Annotated in this window: 15 protein-coding genes, 1 tRNA gene and 2 pseudogenes; 10 read left to right on the plus strand and 8 right to left on the minus strand. The window is 70.2% G+C overall.

Annotation, left to right across the window (positions count from 1 at the left end):
* Positions 1 to 305, minus strand: a pseudogene (locus HDR73_RS09475) (hypothetical protein); the annotation flags it as partial.
* Between the two features lie 344 nt (positions 306 to 649).
* On the opposite strand from HDR73_RS09475, the gene HDR73_RS09480 reads away from it, so the two are divergent.
* The 3 genes from HDR73_RS09480 to HDR73_RS09490 are packed head-to-tail and all read left to right on the plus strand — an operon-like array spanning position 650 to position 3,277.
* The gene (locus tag HDR73_RS09480; protein ID WP_012299746.1) at positions 650 to 1,582 is read left to right on the plus strand and encodes a MetQ/NlpA family ABC transporter substrate-binding protein; all 933 of its coding nucleotides are present in this window, start codon (positions 650 to 652) and stop codon (positions 1,580 to 1,582) included.
* A complete protein-coding gene (locus HDR73_RS09485; protein WP_012299745.1) occupies positions 1,579 to 2,616 on the plus strand; it encodes a methionine ABC transporter ATP-binding protein in 1,038 nt (345 codons plus the stop codon). Before HDR73_RS09480 ends, HDR73_RS09485 begins: the two co-directional genes overlap by 4 nt.
* Position 2,617: 1 nt before the next feature.
* Positions 2,618 to 3,277: a methionine ABC transporter permease gene (locus tag HDR73_RS09490; RefSeq protein WP_012299744.1), complete on the plus strand. Its 660-nt coding sequence runs from the start codon at positions 2,618 to 2,620 to the stop codon at positions 3,275 to 3,277.
* Between the two features lie 34 nt (positions 3,278 to 3,311).
* Here HDR73_RS09490 and HDR73_RS09495 read toward each other — a convergent pair whose 3' ends face one another.
* Entirely contained in the window at positions 3,312 to 3,536 is a 225-nt protein-coding gene (locus HDR73_RS09495) for an ArgP/LysG family DNA-binding transcriptional regulator (protein WP_223842652.1), read from the minus strand.
* A gap of 71 nt (positions 3,537 to 3,607) precedes the next feature.
* Positions 3,608 to 4,207, minus strand: a pseudogene (locus HDR73_RS09500) (ArgP/LysG family DNA-binding transcriptional regulator); the annotation flags it as partial.
* Positions 4,208 to 4,258: 51 nt separating this feature from the next.
* On the opposite strand from HDR73_RS09500, the gene HDR73_RS09505 reads away from it, so the two are divergent.
* From HDR73_RS09505 to HDR73_RS09515, 3 genes are read left to right on the plus strand one after another with little or no spacing between them, the layout of a single operon-like run.
* Entirely contained in the window at positions 4,259 to 5,086 is an 828-nt protein-coding gene (locus HDR73_RS09505) for a LysE/ArgO family amino acid transporter (protein WP_322090914.1), read from the plus strand.
* A 2-nt stretch (positions 5,087 to 5,088) separates the two neighbouring features.
* A complete protein-coding gene (locus HDR73_RS09510; protein ID WP_041464675.1) occupies positions 5,089 to 6,102 on the plus strand; it encodes an LLM class flavin-dependent oxidoreductase in 1,014 nt (337 codons plus the stop codon).
* Positions 6,103 to 6,109: 7 nt separating this feature from the next.
* A complete protein-coding gene (locus tag HDR73_RS09515; RefSeq protein WP_012299741.1) occupies positions 6,110 to 6,466 on the plus strand; it encodes a TraR/DksA family transcriptional regulator in 357 nt (118 codons plus the stop codon).
* 48 nt (positions 6,467 to 6,514) lie between these two features.
* Here HDR73_RS09515 and HDR73_RS09520 read toward each other — a convergent pair whose 3' ends face one another.
* Positions 6,515 to 7,018 (minus strand): MarR family winged helix-turn-helix transcriptional regulator, encoded by a 504-nt coding sequence (locus HDR73_RS09520; RefSeq protein ID WP_012038966.1) that lies wholly within the window; start codon positions 7,016 to 7,018, stop codon positions 6,515 to 6,517.
* 177 nt (positions 7,019 to 7,195) lie between these two features.
* On the opposite strand from HDR73_RS09520, the gene HDR73_RS09525 reads away from it, so the two are divergent.
* The 4 genes from HDR73_RS09525 to HDR73_RS09540 all read left to right on the plus strand — a co-directional run bounded on the left by HDR73_RS09525 (position 7,196) and on the right by HDR73_RS09540 (position 11,303).
* Positions 7,196 to 8,587, plus strand: a complete 1,392-nt coding sequence (locus HDR73_RS09525) for a homing endonuclease associated repeat-containing protein (RefSeq protein ID WP_012299740.1) — start codon at positions 7,196 to 7,198, stop codon at positions 8,585 to 8,587.
* 55 nt (positions 8,588 to 8,642) lie between these two features.
* A tRNA-Gln gene (locus tag HDR73_RS09530) sits at positions 8,643 to 8,717 on the plus strand.
* 48 nt (positions 8,718 to 8,765) lie between these two features.
* Entirely contained in the window at positions 8,766 to 10,292 is a 1,527-nt protein-coding gene (gene glmU, locus HDR73_RS09535; RefSeq protein WP_086935916.1) for a bifunctional UDP-N-acetylglucosamine diphosphorylase/glucosamine-1-phosphate N-acetyltransferase GlmU, read from the plus strand.
* A gap of 33 nt (positions 10,293 to 10,325) precedes the next feature.
* Positions 10,326 to 11,303 (plus strand): ribose-phosphate diphosphokinase, encoded by a 978-nt coding sequence (locus tag HDR73_RS09540; RefSeq protein ID WP_012299738.1) that lies wholly within the window; start codon positions 10,326 to 10,328, stop codon positions 11,301 to 11,303.
* Between the two features lie 95 nt (positions 11,304 to 11,398).
* Here the strand turns inward: HDR73_RS09540 and HDR73_RS09545 are convergent, their stop codons facing one another.
* From HDR73_RS09545 to gnd, 4 genes are all read right to left on the minus strand, one after another.
* Complete coding sequence (locus HDR73_RS09545; protein WP_133064106.1) at positions 11,399 to 11,953, minus strand: hypothetical protein; 555 nt, start codon at positions 11,951 to 11,953, stop codon at positions 11,399 to 11,401.
* A gap of 206 nt (positions 11,954 to 12,159) precedes the next feature.
* Positions 12,160 to 12,411 (minus strand): PLD nuclease N-terminal domain-containing protein, encoded by a 252-nt coding sequence (locus HDR73_RS09550; protein WP_049791938.1) that lies wholly within the window; start codon positions 12,409 to 12,411, stop codon positions 12,160 to 12,162.
* A 436-nt stretch (positions 12,412 to 12,847) separates the two neighbouring features.
* Positions 12,848 to 13,222 carry a hypothetical protein gene (locus HDR73_RS09555; RefSeq protein WP_012299736.1) on the minus strand — a complete coding sequence of 125 codons (375 nt, stop codon included), beginning with the start codon at positions 13,220 to 13,222 and terminating at the stop codon, positions 12,848 to 12,850.
* Between the two features lie 70 nt (positions 13,223 to 13,292).
* Positions 13,293 to 14,747, minus strand: a complete 1,455-nt coding sequence (gene gnd, locus HDR73_RS09560; protein WP_012299735.1) for an NADP-dependent phosphogluconate dehydrogenase — start codon at positions 14,745 to 14,747, stop codon at positions 13,293 to 13,295.
* Positions 14,748 to 14,766: the final 19 nt, after the last annotated feature.

The following is a 14,766-nucleotide window of genomic DNA, read 5'->3' on the forward strand; positions in this document are numbered from 1 at the left end:
CGGGGCGGGGCGTCGTCGCGGGCCGGGCCGTCCTCCGTCGTGGGGTCTGCCGCCGCGGCGTCGTCGACGACGTCGGAGGCACCAGCGGGACCGTCGTCCAGGGGAGCAGCGGCACCGTCGTCCAGGGGAGCAGCGGGAGCGGACGCCGGAGCGGCCGCCGCGGCCCGGGCCGCGCGCTCGCGACGGGCGAGCTCGCCGGCCGCGCGGATCCACCGCTCGTCGCTCTCGTCGACCCCCTGCGCGTACACGCGGCGTCGCAGCTCCTCGACGGGGAGCGCGGCGACGGCGTCGTCGTCCTCGTGCATGGGCACCTCCGTGGCCGACCCTGCCACATCCTCCCGGCGGGTGCGGGGTGTCCCCGTGTTACGGCCCGGTTCGACACGCGCCCGTCCGGCCGCCTACCGTCGAGGTGCTGCAGGGACGCGGCCGTCGTCGGCGTCCCGCACCGCGAGCGGGCCCCTCGTCCCGCGCACGCCTCCTCGCGAGGCATCCCGACCGGGCGCCGAGGCGCGTCCGCTCGACCGCACCGGCGCGCACCCGCGCGTCGCTCGTCGTTGCACCCGCACCACGCCAGCCGCACCACGTCAGCCGCACCGCACCCGCACCACCGCCGGACAGCACCGGATCCCGCACCACCGAGAGGACCACCATGACCACCCAGGCACCCCTGATCGACGCCCCGAAGCGGAGGAACCGCCTCGGCCTCATCATCGGCGCGGTCGTCGTCGTCCTCGCGATCGTCGCCGCCGTCCTCTTCGCCACCGGCGCGTTCAACGGCGGCGGCAAGGCCGTCAAGATCGGCGTCGTCGGCGCGAGCAACCCGCAGTGGCCCCTCTTCGTCGAGGCAGCGAAGGAGCAGGGCATCGACGTGGAGATCGTGGACTTCACCGAGTACCCGCAGCTGAACCCGGCGCTCAGCGAGGGCGAGATCGACCTCAACCAGTTCCAGCACCTCGTCTACCTCGCGCAGTACAACGAGGGCGCGGGCGACGACCTCACGCCCATCGGCGCCACCGCGATCTACCCGCTCGGGCTGTACTCGCAGAAGCACGCGTCGGTCGCCGAGATCCCGCAGGGCGGCACCGTGATCCTCCCCAACGACGAGTCGAACCTCGCCCGCGGCCTGCTCCTGCTCCAGCGCGAGGGCCTCCTGACGCTGAAGGGCGGCGGATCCAGCGTGTCCACGCTCGACGACGTCGACCAGGCCGCCTCGAAGGTCACCGTCACCACGGTCGACGCCGCGCTCACCGCCACCTCGCTGCCGGACGCGGACGCCGTCATCATCAACAACGACTTCGTGACCGACGCGGGCCTCACCTCCGACGAGGCCCTCGCGCAGGACGACCCCAGCGACCCGAAGGCGCTCGCCTACGTCAACGTCTTCGCCAGCCGCGCCGACGACGCCGAGAACGAGACGTACCTGAAGCTCGCGCGGATCTTCGAGGACACCCCCGCCGTGGTCGACGCCGTCGTCGAGAACTCGGGCGGCACCGCCGTCCCGCTGAAGACGCCCCAGGACGAACTCGAGAGCCTGCTCGCCACGACCCAGAAGGCCGTCGCCGAGAAAAAGGCGGCCCGATGACGGACGCCCCGCACGTCTCCCTGCGGGGCGTCGGCAAGCAGTACCCGCCGCGCGCGAAGGGCGAGCAGGGCCTCGACGCGCTCGCCGACGTCGACCTCGACATCCGCCGCGGCGAGGTGTTCGGCATCATCGGCTACTCGGGCGCGGGCAAGAGCACGCTGGTGCGGCTCGTCAACGCGCTCGAGCGGCCGACCTCGGGCACCGTGTCGGTCGACGGGCGCGAGATCCAGGGCCTCCCCGAGCGGGAGCTGCGGAAGCTCCGCCTCGGCATCGGGATGGTGTTCCAGCAGTTCAACCTCTTCACGTCGAAGACCGTGTGGGGCAACGTCGCGTACCCGCTCACGGTCGCGGGCATGCCGAAGGACCAGCAGCAGCGCCGGATCAGCGACCTCCTCCACTTCGTGGGCCTCGCCGACAAGGCGCACGCCCGCCCCGACGAGCTGTCCGGCGGGCAGAAGCAGCGCGTCGGCATCGCCCGCGCTCTCGCGACGAGCCCCGCGATCCTCCTGGCCGACGAGGCCACGAGCGCCCTGGATCCCGAGACCACGAGCGAGGTCCTCGCGCTGCTGCGCCGGGTGAACGAGGAGCTCGGCGTCACCATCGTCGTCATCACGCACGAGATGGAGGTCATCAAGTCCATCGCCGACCGCGTGGCCGTCATGGACTCCGGCCGCGTCATCGAGCAGGGCGACGTGTTCGACGTGTTCTCCCGGCCCACGAGCGACGCGGCCCGCCGCTTCGTCTCGACGGTCGTCGCGGGGATCCCCGAGACCGACGAGGTGCAGCGCCTCCGTCGCCGCCACCCCGGCCGGCTCGTGACGCTGTCGTTCGCGGACGGCGGCGCCACCCAGACCGAGGTGTTCCGGGCGCTCGCCGCCGCGGGCATCGCGTTCGAGGTCGTGCACGGCGGCATCACCGAAATCCAGGGCCGCACGTTCGGCAACCTGACCCTCGCACTCGGGGGCGACCCCGCGCGCATCGACGAGGTGCTCGCGGCCGACCGCGCCGGCGTCACCGTGACGGAGGTGGTCTGAGATGGACGCGCTGACCCCGCTCCTGCCGCTGCTCGGCCGGTCGACGGTCGAGACGCTCGTGATGGTGCTGCTCACGCTGCTGTTCGGCGGGCTCGGCGGCCTCGCGATGGGCCTCGGCCTCTACCTCACGCGGGCCGGCAGCCTGCTCCCGAACCGCTCCGTGTTCGCGGTGCTGAACCTGGTCGTCAACACCTTCCGGCCGATCCCGTTCGTCATCTTCCTGGTCGCCGCCCAGCCCCTCGCCCGCCTCGTCACGGGCAACGGCATCGGGCAGCCGGCGATCATCTTCACGCTGTCGCTCGGGGCGTCGTTCGCGATCAGCCGCATCGTCGAGCAGAACCTGCTCACGGTGCAGCCGGGCGTGATCGAGGCGGCGAGGTCCGTGGGCGCGAGCCCGGTGCGGATCATCTTCACGCTGCTGATCCCGGAGGCCCTCGGCCCGCTGATCCTCGGCTACACGTTCGTCTTCGTCGGCATCGTCGACATGACGGCCGTCGCGGGCGCCATCGGCGCCGGCGGCCTGGGCAACTTCGCGATCGTCTACGGCTACCGGCAGTTCGAGCCGGTCGTCACCTGGGCGGCGGTGCTCATCATCATCGTGCTCGTGCAGGTGGTGCAGTTCGCCGGCAACCGGATGGCCCGGGCGGCGCTGCGGCGCTGATCCGTCCCGCTCGCCGCCCGCCGCGGCCGCCCCGCTATCGCAGCGAGGCGGCCGCCGCGCGCACGTGCCGCGTGAGGTCGGCGAGCACGGGGGAGTCGACGCTCCAGCGCTGCCAGTGCAGCGCGACGTCCACGTGGGATCCCGCGTCGAGCGGCACGAGCGCACCCGACGCGATGAGCTCCTCGCTCTGCAGGTCCGGCAGCATGCCCCAGCCCATGCCGAGCGTGACCGCCGTGACGAACTCCGCCGACGACGGCACGTAGTGGCGCGGCTGGCCCGCGGGCGAGCGCCGGCCGCGGGCCAGCGGTCCTGCATGGCGTCCTTGCGATCGTACATCACGAGCGGCGCGACCGCCAGCGCGCTCGGCGTCGGCCCGTCGGGCACGTGGGCGGCGACGTAGGCGGGCGTCGCGAGCGCGCGGTACCGCATCCGGCCGAGCCGCTCCGAGGTGCAGCCCTGCACCGGGTCCTTCACGCTCGTGACGGCGGCCATCGCGGATCCGTCGCGCAGCAGGTCGAGGGAGTGGTGCTCGTCCTCGCGCAGCACCTCCACCGCCTGCCCGGTCTCGGTCGCCAGCGCGGCGAACGCGGGCAGCAGCCACGACGCGAGCGAGTCGCCGTTCACGACCACGGGCACCGCCGCCGTCCCCGCCCGCGGCGCGTCGCCGTCGCCCACGCCGAGCAGACCGTCGAGGTCGCGCTCGAGCAGCAGCACCTGGCGCGCGTGGCGCAGCACGGCGTCGCCCGCCTCGGTGGTGGTCGCGGGGCGGGTGCGGCGGAGGAGCACGCGGCCGGCGCTGCGCTCGAGCGCGGTGATCCGCTGGCTCACCGCGGAGGGCGTGAGACGCAGCGCGCGGGCGGCCGCGTCGAGGGTGCCCGTGTCGATGACGGCGGCCAGGGTGCGGAGGTGCTCGGTGCGGATGTCCATCATCAGCGATGCTAATGGTGCAGCAGGAACATGAGCTGGCCTGATGCCCGCCCGATGCCTAGCGTGCAGGCCATGCACCCGCTCGCGCACGCGCTCTCCGGCTTCGGCCTCGGCTTCTCGCTCATCGCCGCGATCGGCGCGCAGAACGCCTTCGTCCTGCGGCAGGGCACCCGGCGCGAGCACGTGCTGCCGGTCGTGCTCATCTGCGCCGTCTCCGACGTGATCCTCATCGGCCTGGGCGTCGCCGGGATCGGCGCGGTCATCGAGGCGGCGCCCGTCGCGATCGTCGTCATACGGATCCTCGGCGCGTGCTTCCTCGCCGGCTACGCGGCGCTCTCGCTGCTCCGGGCCGTCGCGCCCGAGGGCCTCGCCGTCGCCGCGTCGGCACCGCGCGCGCTCGGCGCCGTGATCGCCGCGTGCCTCGCGCTCACCTGGCTGAACCCGCACGTCTACCTCGACACCGTGCTCCTCGTCGGATCCGTCGCGGCCGGCCACGGCGACGGCCGCTGGGCGTTCGGCATCGGCGCGATGGCCGCCAGCTGCGTCTGGTTCACGCTCCTCGCGACGGCGGCCCGGGTCTTCGCGCCCCTGCTCGCGCGGCCCGCCGCCTGGCGCGTGCTCGACACCGTGATCGCGGCGGTGATGCTCGTGCTCGCCGTGCAGATCCTGCTGCCGCTCGTGCCGGCGGGGCCGGGGGAGGGTGCGCGGATCCTCGTCGCCACCGCGATCTGCGTGCTCCTGGCGGGCGGGGTGGCGGCGTGGTCGGTCGTGCGCCGGCGTCGGGCGGATGCGGTCCGCCGCGACCGGACGACGGCCGACGCGCCCGCCGCCCCCGCCTCGGACGGGCAAGGAACAGTCGAGGCGTCCGCGCTGTTGGCATGAGCATGACCGTCCCGCTCTCCATCCTCGACCTCGCCCCCATCGCCCCCGGGGAGACCGCCCGCGACAGCTTCCAGGCCTCCGTCGCCCTCGCCCAGCAGGCCGAGCGGAGCGGCTACCGCCGCGTCTGGTACGCCGAGCACCACAACATGGCGTCGATCGCCTCCAGCGCCACGAGCGTGCTCATCGCCCATGTCGCCAGCCAGACGTCGACCATCCGGCTCGGCTCCGGCGGCGTCATGCTCCCGAACCACTCGCCCCTCACCATCGCGGAGCAGTTCGGCACGCTCGAGACGCTGCACCCGGGGCGCATCGACCTCGGCCTCGGCCGCGCCCCCGGCAGCGACCAGGCCACGTTCCGGGCGCTCCGCCGCGACCCGGGATCCTCGGACCGCTTCCCGGAGGACGTCGTCGAGCTGCAGGGCTTCCTCTCCGGCGAGAGCCAGGTCCCGGGCGTCGCCGCGACTCCGGGTGCCGGTACGCGCGTGCCCCTCTACATCCTGGGATCCTCGACCTTCGGCGCCCAGCTCGCCGCGGCCCTCGGCCTGCCGTTCGCCTTCGCGTCGCACTTCGCGCCCGACATGCTGCTCGACGCCATCGCGATCTACCGCCGCGACTTCCGCCCGTCGGAGCAGCTCGACGCGCCCTACGCGATCGCCGGCATCAACGCCATCGCGGCCGACGACCGCGCCGACGCCGAGCGCCAGTTCGCCCAGGTCCGCCGCGCGCGCCTCATGATGCTGCTCCGCCAGAGCGGCCAGATCCCGGCCACGCAGACCTTCACGGACGACGAGCTCGACCGGCTCCTCGAGGCCCCGGTCGGCGCGCACGTCGCCAGCATGATGACCTACACGGCCATCGGCACGGGCGCCGAGGTCTCCGACTACGCGAACCGGTTCGCGGAGCAGGCGGGGGTCGACGAGGTCATCGTCGGGCATGCCTCGCAGCGCACGCCCGAGCGCCTCCGCTCGGTCGATCTGATGGCGGACGCGCACGCGCTCGTCGCCGTCGCCGCGTAGCCGAGCGGTGGCCGACGACGCCGCGCCCGCTCCCGCGGACCCACGCGCAGCGCTCGCCGCGCTGCGCGCCGACACGCTCGCGCTCATCCGCGGCCTCGACCGCGATGTCGCCGCGATCGTCGAGGCCCGCCAGGACGCCAACTCCGACGACGAGCACGACCCCGAGGGCGCGACCCTCGCGTTCGAGCGCTCGCAGTCCGACGCGATGATCCGCGAGGCCCGCGTCCGCCTCGCCGACGTCGACGCCGCGGTCGCGCGCCTCGACGCGGGCGCCTACGGGCGCTGCGAGGTGTGCGGCGAGGCGATTGCGGCGGGGCGGCTCGAGATCCGTCCGGCCGCGCGCCGCTGCGTCGCGCACGCCTGAGCGCACCCGCCCGCTGGCGGGCGTCCGCCGCTCGTCGGGCGTCCGGCGTCAGGCCCCGTCGTCGTCCAGGTCGAGGATCAGCTGCCGCAGAAGCCCCGCCAGCACGTCGCGGTCGGCCGCGGGCAGGGTCTCGAGCAACTCCGCCTCCTCCGCCACGAGCCGCGTGATCGCGGTGTCGACGCGCGTGCGCCCCGCGTCCGACATGACCACGAGGATCCCGCGGCCGTCGTGCGGATCCGTCCGCCGCTCCACGAGGCCGCGCGCCACGAGCCGGTCGATGCGGTTCGTCATCGTGCCGGAGGAGACGAGCGTCTGCTGCAGGAGCGCCTTGGGGCTCAGCTGGTAGGGATCGCCCGCCCGCCGCAGCGCCGACAGCACGTCGAACTCCCACGACTCGAGCTCGGACTCCTGGAACGCCGACCGCCTGGCCCGCTCGAGCAGCCGCGACAGCCGTCCGACGCGCGACAGCACCTCGAGCGGGGAGAAGTCGAGGTCGGGCCGCTCTCGTCGCCACGCGTCGACGATGCGGTCGACCTCGTCGCGGCTGGGCATCCCCCCATCATGCCGGTCCCCGCGCGTGGAAGAGACCCGCGTAAGAGGGGTAGAGGCGTGAGGCGGCTGATGCGAACATCGAGAGACGACGCTTTTCGTTCATCGCTCCCTGCCGCGCGCATATGGCCGTAGAGCAATTTGCAATCCACTCGGTCTCCCAAGTAAAAGGACTCTGTCATGGTGTTGGTGCTCCCGGTAAGGCAGACTCCCGAAGCCCCTGAATGGCTGCGACTCTATAGGGAAGATCTTTTGACGTTGGACGAAGTGGGTCTGGTGGAGGGGGTGACTCGGGAGGCTATTCGTCGGCGGCTGCGCGCGCTTGGCATCTCGCCGCGTTCGTTGGGTGAGACTCTCGACCTAAGGCGCTTGAGGGCAGTCTCCGAAAAGGCGACGGCGATGACAGAAAGCTTCCTTCGTCTTCGTGATCTTGACGAGGTGGCAGCCGATGTGGGGCTTCAAAGGTCATGGGTCGCGCGTTTTATCTCCGAAACGGTGCCGGATTACGCAGTCCTGACGCGAGTGCCGCGCCTAGGGGCGAAGCGGTATTCTAATGAGGAGTTGATAGGATGCTTGCAGGCCGCGGCTGTCGCAGAAGGTCGCACTCTGTCGGCTCAGGCCTACCAGAGGCATGCGATTCAAAATCCTAGGCTCGAAGATGGTCGTCCCGCGCCCGGGATGCAGGTCATGGCCATTCGATTCGGCAGCTGGCGATCCGCGCTGGAGGCCGCGGGTTTACCGGCTAACCCCCACTCTGGCCAAGATAAACGCTTCGACGAAGCTACTGCGGTTGCCGCGGTCATCTCATGCTGGCGTGAGACTGGTCGTCCGCCTACCGCGGCGTCATACGACGAGTGGCAACGATCCCAGGAGATATTTCCCAGCGGAAGTACCGTGCGCAACTTATGCGGCTCTTGGAACGCGCTCCTCTTGCGGGCCTGGCAGATGGTCCATGGAATCGAATTAGACCAGCATGATTCCGAGACTTCAGTGCCGGAACCGATTCTTCGGGCACGAGAGGTCGTCGAAGGATCGGGTGGATTTGTGCCGTACGTAAGCGCAAATGAGGGTGCCGATGTCGAATTACCGCACTACTTTGCGGAGAATTACGCAGGCAACGAGCGAGCGGTGCGCAGTCACGCACGCATTCAGAACGCCGTAGCTGTCGTTGCCGAAGCAATGGGGTTCCAGTGTCTTAGCTCGTCGATTCAAGGGCCGCGGTTCGATCTCGCCTTGCTCGGGGGTTCGCAAGCGTTCATTGTTGAAGTTAAATCGGCAAGCGAGAGCAATATCGAACATCAGATGCGCATGGCACTCGGGCAGGTGCTCAAGTACTGTCATTCGGTCCGAAACTCCCTGCCTGTGAGGCCAGTGATAGCCGTAGAGATTTTCCCCGGCGAAGAGTGGTCTGCTGTGCTGAATGAGCTCGGTGTCGGTCTGCTAGTTGAGGAATCGATGGTCACTGACTTCGAGCGTTTCGTGCAAGAAGCGTGCGCGCCAATTACGGAGTCCGGAAGCGTGATGCCGGTGGCACCGGCGCCGGGTAAGGCCGCCATACCCGTCGCGCGCTGATCCGGCAGTCGCCGGTCTGGCAGACTCATCGTGCGCACGGCCGGACCGTGAGCGGTCCGCCTTGGTGTAACGGCAGCACTTCAGCCTTTGGAGCTGTGAGGTCCAGGTTCGAATCCTGGGGGCGGAGCCACGCCCGACGGCCGCGCCGGACAGACGCACGAGGACCAGGGAGACCGCCATGACCGACTCAGACAGCACGCCGACGACGCGTGAGATCCCCATCGTGACGGGCGAGCTCGACGTCGACGGCGAGCCGCGCAGTCCGTCCATCGCGGTCGTGATCCTCGCGGCCGGCCAGGGCACCCGCATGCGCTCGCGCCTCCCCAAGGTCCTCCACCCCCTCGCGGGTCTCCCGCTCGTCGGCCACGTGCTCGCGACCGCGGAGGAGCTGGGCGCGCGCCACGTCGTCACCGTCGTGCGCCACGACCGCGACCAGGTCGTCGACGTCGTCAGCCGGCTCGCGCCCGACGCGCTCATCGTCGACCAGGACGAGATCCCCGGCACCGGCCGCGCAGTCGAGGTCGGCATCACGGCCCTGCCCGACGGCTTCACGGGCCAGGTCGTCGTGCTCTCGGGCGACGTGCCCCTGCTCGACGCGGCGACCCTCCGCTCGCTCGTCTCCGCGCACCGCCAGGCGCGCAACGACCTCACGCTCCTCACCGCCCGCCTCGACGACCCGACCGGCAACGGCCGCATCATCCGCGGCCAGGACGGCGCGTTCGAGGCCATCGTCGAGCAGAAGGACGCGACGGGCGAGCAGCTCCGCATCGACGAGGTCAACGCCGGCGTCTACGTCTTCGACGCCGAGGCGCTCCGGCAGACGCTCGGCGCCATCGGCACCGACAACGCCCAGCGCGAGAAGTACCTCACCGACGCGGCCGACGTGATCCGCCGCGCGGGCGGATCCATCGAGGCCCTGCCCGTGCGCGACAGCTGGCTCGTCGCCGGCATCAACGACCGCGTGCAGCTCACGGCCGCGGCCACCGAGCTGAACGCGCGAATCATCCGCCGCTGGCAGCTGGCGGGCGTGACGATCCATGACCCGCGCACCACGTGGATCGACGTCAAGGCCACGCTCGCCGCCGACGTCACGGTCCTCCCGGGCACGCAGATCCTCGGCGCCTCCACGGTCGCGGCCGGCGCGACGGTCGGCCCCGACACGACCCTCCGCGACACCGAGGTCGGCGAGGACGCGACCGTGCGCCGCACCGACGCGGAGCTCGCCGTCATCGGCGCGCGCGCGACCGTCGGCCCGTTCTCCTTCCTGCGCCCGGGCACGCGCCTCGGCGACGAGGGCAAGATCGGCGCCTACGTCGAGACGAAGAACGTCGAGATCGGCGCGGGCAGCAAGGTCCCGCACCTCAGCTACGTCGGCGACGCGACCATCGGCGAGCACAGCAACGTCGGCGCGGGCGCCGTGTTCGCGAACTACGACGGCGTGTCCAAGCACCGCACCGAGGTGGGCGACCACGTGCACCTCGGCTCGCGGAACGTCCTCGTCGCACCGGTTAGGATCGGTACCGGCTCCTACACGGGTGCCGGTGCCGTCATCCGCAAGGACGTCCCGCCCGGCGCACTCGGCATCTCGGTGGCGCCGCAACGCAACATGGTCGGCTGGACCGAGGCGAAGCGACCGGGCACCCCCGAGGCCCGGGCCGCCGTCGAGGCCGCCGACGGGCCTGCGGACGACGCGTCCGACGCCTGAGCACACCGAGCAGCACTGACGAGACGGAGTCCCGTGTCCGCAATCAAGACCGCCGGAGAGAAGCGGCTCGTGATCGTCACGGGTCGCGCGCACCCCGAGCTCGCCGAGCAGATCGCGGAGGAGCTCGAGACGACCCTCGTGCACACCGACGCGCGGACCTTCGCCAACGGCGAGCTCTACATCCGGTACGACGAGAGCGTCCGCGGCAGCGACGCGTTCGTCATCCAGTCGCACACCGCGCCCATCAACGAGTGGCTCATGGAGCAACTCATCATGGTCGACGCGATGAAGCGGGCCTCGGCCAAGCGGATCACCGTGGTCGCCCCGTTCTACCCCTACGCCCGGCAGGACAAGAAGGGCCGCGGCCGCGAGCCGATCTCCGCCCGCCTCGTGGCCGACCTGTTCAAGGCCGCCGGCGCCGACCGCATCATGTCGGTCGACCTCCACGCCGCGCAGATCCAGGGCTTCTTCGACGGCCCCGTCGACCACCTCTTCGCGATGCCCGTCCTCCTCGAGCACATGCGCTCGGTGCTCGACTCGAAGACCCTCACCGTCGTCTCGCCCGACATGGGCCGCGTGCGCGTCGCCGACATCTGGAGCGACAAGCTCGGCGCCCCGCTCGCCATCATCCACAAGCGCCGCGACCCCAAGGTGCACAACCAGGTCACCGTCCACGAGATCGTCGGCGACGTCGCCGGACGCGTGTGCCTCCTGGTGGACGACCTCATCGACACGGGCCGCACCATCGTCTCCGCCGCCGAGGCGCTCAAGAAGAACGGCGCGACGGGCGTCGTGGTCGCGGCGACGCACGCGGTCTTCTCCGACCCGGCGACGCAGATCCTCGACAGCGAGCACATCGACTCCGTCGTCGTCACCGACACGCTGCCGATCCCGGAGGACAAGCGCTGGGACAAGCTCACCGTGCTGCCCATCGCGCCGCTGCTCGCCCGCGCGATCCACGAGGTCTTCGACGACGGATCCGTCACGAGCATGTTCGACGGGGCCGCGTAGTCTGACTGTCCCAGGACGTTGTTGCATGCAGATGGGTCGGCACGAGAGTGCCGACCCATCTGCATCGGATGCTGTTGATTCGAGTTGACGCTCCGTCAACCTCGTGAGACGTAGACTCCTGTCCCAGTGACCTTCAACTGAAGAAAGCCCGGGATGTTGCCGAAGCCATTCAAGCTCGTGCTGAACGAGTATCGGATTCGAGACCCGTTGTCGTAAACATCCACGTGCTCATTGTTCACGGACTGCACGAAACTCACGAACTTAGCCGTACCGTCGATGTACTGAGCCTTGCCGCCTCCCGGATACTGCTGGTAGTTCGCGTTGAAGCTGTTGCTGGCGGTTACACCGTTGTAATACACATGGCAATTCTGTGCATACACGACTCCCGCGTTACGGCCGCGCACGCAACTCGTGATTCCGACCGTCGCGTCCGGCTGGATGAGGCCCTCATGGTCTACAGAATCACCGTGGTAGTAAGGGGAGGCGAATGGTTTCGCCCGAGCCTGCATCACCATCACCTCGTCAGGAGTGGCCGGCCGGCCGATCTCGTTGCCCGTCTCGCCAACAGAGCCGTCTGCGTAAGTATCGATACTCACGCTGTAGCCGTCTTTGATTCTCACCTGCGTGGAGACGGATGCGGTGTCTGTCATAGAATCGACACGCTGGCCGGCTTTCAACTTGACGATGAGTCGGCCCTGCACCTCTGCGTGTATCCCAAGCGACGACATGTGCTGACGAAGCGCGGTGTCATCGAAGGCGCGGTGAGAATGGGGAGCCGCGTTCGCGGGCTGAGCCAAGGCGAGCAGGGCGAGGACTGCTCCGGCAGTCAGGGAGCTCCATCTCCTGGGACTCCGCATCATGCGCTCCTGTCCGTGTGGCCGAGATGAGTATGACGAACTGCCTGGCTGTGGCTCGGTGTAGTCCTGTTGCCCACGAGGAACCACATCAAGGCCCCCACTATCGGCGCGATGAGAATGACGATGATCCAGATCGCGGCCGAATTCGTGGTGATGGTGCTTCGGCGTCGCACGACTTGAATGAGCGCGATCACGGCCAGAAGGGCGGTGGTGCCGATGGCGACAGACCAGAAGGCGTCGTAGAACGGCATCAGGTATCCGCGTTTCGCGCCTGGGGACTATGCATGGTAAGGATCTCCTTCGCGTCGTCGGCAGATCCACTCACTAGGGGATCCGGCTGGTGCTCAGAACATAGGTTGCCCTCGACCTGCGCGTGTGAGAACTGCACAGGAGATTTGCAGGACGGCTGTACTGCCCGCTGAGGTGGGGCGGTGCCGCGGCATCCGGTCGCAAGCATTCGGGCCCATGTCCTCGCCAGGGACGCCGGGGGTCGCGTCTACCTCCCCGTCGGCGACCTCATCGACACCGGCCCCACTACCGTCCTCGCCGCGAATACGCTGAAGAAGACCGGGATGGCTTCGCCGCGATCCACGAGGTGTTCGACGACGGATCCGTCACGAGCATGGTCGACGGGGCGGCCTAGGCCCCACCACCGCGGTGCGGCCGCCCACGCGGGCGGCCTCGGGATCAGTCCCGGGAGTTCCGCTCGACGACCTCGCGCGCCACGCGCCCCGACGGGATGAGCCCGAGCGACACGATGTGCTCGTCGCCGCCGAAGGCGTACCGCGTATAGCACTCGTACCCGACGACGCCGGGTCCGAAGAGCTGGAAGCGCACCTCGTACGAGGGGGAGTCGGGACGCTCGTACGCCACGAAGTCGGCGCAGGCCATGTCGGCTGTGTTCGCGCCCACGCGCACCATCGTCACGACGCCGGGCAGCAGCAGGCTGACGATGCCGACCACGACGACGACCCGCATCACGAGCAGCGTGCGCCTGCTGCGCAGGCTCCGCGGGCGGTGCGGCTCGTAGCCCGCGAGCTCCGGGTGCTCGTCCTCGTCCATCCGCCCCAGTGTGACAGACGCCCCGCCGCCCGGGACGGGCGGCGGGGCGTCGGCGACGGTCGGCTGGCCGCTAGTGGGTGTCCTCGGCCTCGACCTCGGAGCGGTCGCCGGACCACAGCGTGTGGAAGGTGCCCTCCTTGTCGGTGCGGTGGTACGTGTGCGCGCCGAAGAAGTCGCGCTGGCCCTGCACGAGGGCGGCGGGCAGGCGCTCGGAGGCGAGCGAGTCGTAGTAGCTCAGCGCCGACGCGAAGCCGGGCACCGGGATCCCCGACAGCGCGGCGACCGAGACGACCCGGCGCCAGGCCTGCTCGCCGTCGGCGACGGCCTTGGCGAAGTACGGGTCCTCGAGCAGCGTCGCGAGGCCGGAGTCCTTCTCGTACGCCTCGACGATGCGGTTGAGGAACTGCGCGCGGATGATGCATCCGCCGCGCCAGATCTCCGCGACCTTGCCCTTGTCGATGTCCCAGCCGTACTCCTTCGCGCCCGCTTCGATCGCATCGAAGCCCTGCGCGTACGCGACGACCTTGCTCGCGTAGAGCGCGGCGCGCACGTCGTCCTCGAAGGTGTCGCCGCCGGACTGAATCTCCGGACGGCTCGTGATCGTCGCCTGCACGGCCTTCCGCTGCTCGGGCTTGGAGGACACGGCGCGCGCGAACACGGCCTCCGCGATCCCGCCCACCGGCACGCCGAGGCCCACCGCGTTCTGGACGGTCCAGACGCCCGTGCCCTTGGACCCGGCCTGGTCGACGATGACGTCGACGAGAGGCTTCCCGGTCGCGGCGTCCTTCTGCCGGAGCACCTCGGCGGTGATCTCGATGAGGTACGACTCGAGGTCGCCCCCGTTCCACTCCTCGAACACGTCGGCGATCGCGTCGGGCTCGTGGCCGCCGACGCGCCGCAGCAGGTCGAACGACTCGGCGATGAGCTGCATGTCGGCGTACTCGATGCCGTTGTGGATCATCTTCACGAAGTGACCGGCGCCGTCGGTGCCGATGTGGGTGACGCAGGGCTTGCCCTCCGCGACCGCGGCGATCGACTCGAGGATGGGGCCGAGGGTCTCGTACGCCTCGGCCGTGCCGCCGGGCATGATGCTCGGGCCCTTGAGCGCGCCCTCCTCGCCGCCGGAGATGCCGGCGCCGACGAAGTGGAGGCCCTTCGCGCGGACCTCCTTCTCGCGGCGGATGGTGTCGGTGAACAGCGCGTTGCCGCCGTCGACGATGATGTCGCCCTCCTCGAACGCCTCGGTCAGCTGCTCGATGACCGCGTCCGTGCCGCGTCCGGCCTTGACCATGATGATGGCGGTGCGGGGGCGCTGCAGCGAGGCGGCGAACTCCTCGATGGTGGTGGCGGCGACGAAGCCCGCCTCGGGGTGCTCCTCGACGAGGTCGGTGGTCTTCTGGGTGGTGCGGTTGTACACCGCGACCGTGTTGCCCTCGCGGCTGGCGAGGTTGCGGGCGAGGTTCGACCCCATCACCGCGAGCCCCACCACCCCGATGTTCGCCGTGGCCTGCTGGTCATCTGACATCTGATGCCTCCTTGTCGAC

The sequence above is a fragment of the Clavibacter sp. genome, from assembly GCF_014802555.1.
GTDB lineage: Bacteria > Actinomycetota > Actinomycetes > Actinomycetales > Microbacteriaceae > Clavibacter > Clavibacter sepedonicus.

Bases quoted from the DNA above. Each gene is read 5' to 3' on its own strand.
- HDR73_RS09480 (WP_012299746.1), top strand. From the start codon at position 650: ATGACCACCCAGGCACCCCTGATCGACGCCCCGAAGCGGAGGAACCGC.
- HDR73_RS09485 (WP_012299745.1), top strand. From the start codon at position 1,579: ATGACGGACGCCCCGCACGTCTCCCTGCGGGGCGTCGGCAAGCAGTAC.
- HDR73_RS09490 (WP_012299744.1), top strand. From the start codon at position 2,618: ATGGACGCGCTGACCCCGCTCCTGCCGCTGCTCGGCCGGTCGACGGTC.
- HDR73_RS09505 (WP_322090914.1), top strand. From the start codon at position 4,259: ATGCCTAGCGTGCAGGCCATGCACCCGCTCGCGCACGCGCTCTCCGGC.
- HDR73_RS09510 (WP_041464675.1), top strand. From the start codon at position 5,089: ATGACCGTCCCGCTCTCCATCCTCGACCTCGCCCCCATCGCCCCCGGG.
- HDR73_RS09520 (WP_012038966.1), bottom strand. From the start codon at position 7,018: ATGCCCAGCCGCGACGAGGTCGACCGCATCGTCGACGCGTGGCGACGA.
- HDR73_RS09525 (WP_012299740.1), top strand. From the start codon at position 7,196: ATGGTGTTGGTGCTCCCGGTAAGGCAGACTCCCGAAGCCCCTGAATGG.
- glmU (WP_086935916.1), top strand. From the start codon at position 8,766: ATGACCGACTCAGACAGCACGCCGACGACGCGTGAGATCCCCATCGTG.
- HDR73_RS09545 (WP_133064106.1), bottom strand. From the start codon at position 11,953: ATGACAGACACCGCATCCGTCTCCACGCAGGTGAGAATCAAAGACGGC.
- HDR73_RS09550 (WP_049791938.1), bottom strand. From the start codon at position 12,411: ATGCCGTTCTACGACGCCTTCTGGTCTGTCGCCATCGGCACCACCGCC.
- HDR73_RS09555 (WP_012299736.1), bottom strand. From the start codon at position 13,222: ATGGACGAGGACGAGCACCCGGAGCTCGCGGGCTACGAGCCGCACCGC.
- gnd (WP_012299735.1), bottom strand. From the start codon at position 14,747: ATGTCAGATGACCAGCAGGCCACGGCGAACATCGGGGTGGTGGGGCTC.